This window comes from Saccharothrix sp. S26 (genome assembly GCF_021390395.1).
Taxonomy (GTDB): domain Bacteria; phylum Actinomycetota; class Actinomycetes; order Mycobacteriales; family Pseudonocardiaceae; genus Actinosynnema.
The window spans coordinates 1-1016 of sequence record NZ_JAJUWT010000054.1 but is presented as its reverse complement, the minus strand read 5'-3'; the positions used below and the strand labels follow the sequence as shown (position 1 = coordinate 1016).

The window sequence follows — 1016 nt, the reverse complement described above, 5'->3', positions numbered from 1 at the left end:
CACCGCCCCGGCGAGCACGTCCGCGTGTTCCCGCTGTCCAACTGGACCGAGCTGGACGTGTGGCACTACATCGCCCGCGAGGGCATCGAGCTGCCGTCGATCTACTACGCCCACCGCCGCGAGGTCTACCTGCGCGACGGCATGTGGCTGGCGGAAGGCCCGTGGGGCGGTCCGCGCGAGGGTGAGCAGAAGGTCGAGAAGACCGTCCGCTACCGCACCGTCGGCGACGGGTCGTGCACCGGCGCGGTCGAGTCCGACGCCGCCGACATCTCCGCCGTCATCGCCGAGGTGGCGGCCAGCAGGCTCACCGAGCGCGGCGCGACCCGCGCGGACGACCGGCTGTCCGAGGCCGCCATGGAAGACCGCAAGCGGGAGGGCTACTTCTAGATGAGCGACCTGTTGAGGTTGGCGACGGCGGGCAGCGTGGACGACGGCAAGTCCACGCTGGTCGGCAGGTTGCTGTACGACACGAAGTCGGTGCTGGCCGACACGCTCGACGCGGTGCACCGCGCCAGCGCCGACCGCGGCCTGACCACGCCCGACCTGTCGCTGCTGGTCGACGGCCTGCGCTCGGAACGCGAACAGGGCATCACCATCGACGTGGCCTACCGCTACTTCGCCACGCCCAAGCGCTCGTTCGTGCTGGCCGACACCCCCGGCCACGTGCAGTACACCCGCAACACCGTCACCGGCGCCTCCACCGCGCAGCTCGGCGTGCTGCTGGTCGACGCGCGCAAGGGCGTCATCGAACAGACCCGGCGGCACGCCGCCGTGCTGGCGCTGCTGGGCGTGCCGCGCCTGGTGCTGGCGGTCAACAAGATCGACCTGGTCGACTTCGACGAGGTCACGTTCTCCCGCATCGCCAAGGAGTTCACCGCGCACGCCACCGCCCTCGGGTACGCCGAGGACACCGTCGTGGAAATCCCGGTGTCCGCGCTGGCCGGCGACAACGTGGTCCAGCGCTCCACACGCACCCCCTGGTACTCCGGCCCCACACTGCTGGAACACCTGGAATC

General features: G+C 70.7%; 2 protein-coding genes. Both read left to right on the top strand.

What is annotated here, in order from left to right; all coding sequences use genetic code 11:
• The coding region (locus tag LZG04_RS41400) for a phosphoadenosine phosphosulfate reductase family protein (RefSeq protein WP_233827438.1) at nt 1–387 on the top strand (387 nt) is incomplete at its 5' end.
• A partial coding sequence (locus LZG04_RS41395) for a GTP-binding protein (protein WP_233827437.1) occupies nt 388–1016 on the top strand: 629 nt, incomplete at its 3' end. It lies immediately after the preceding gene.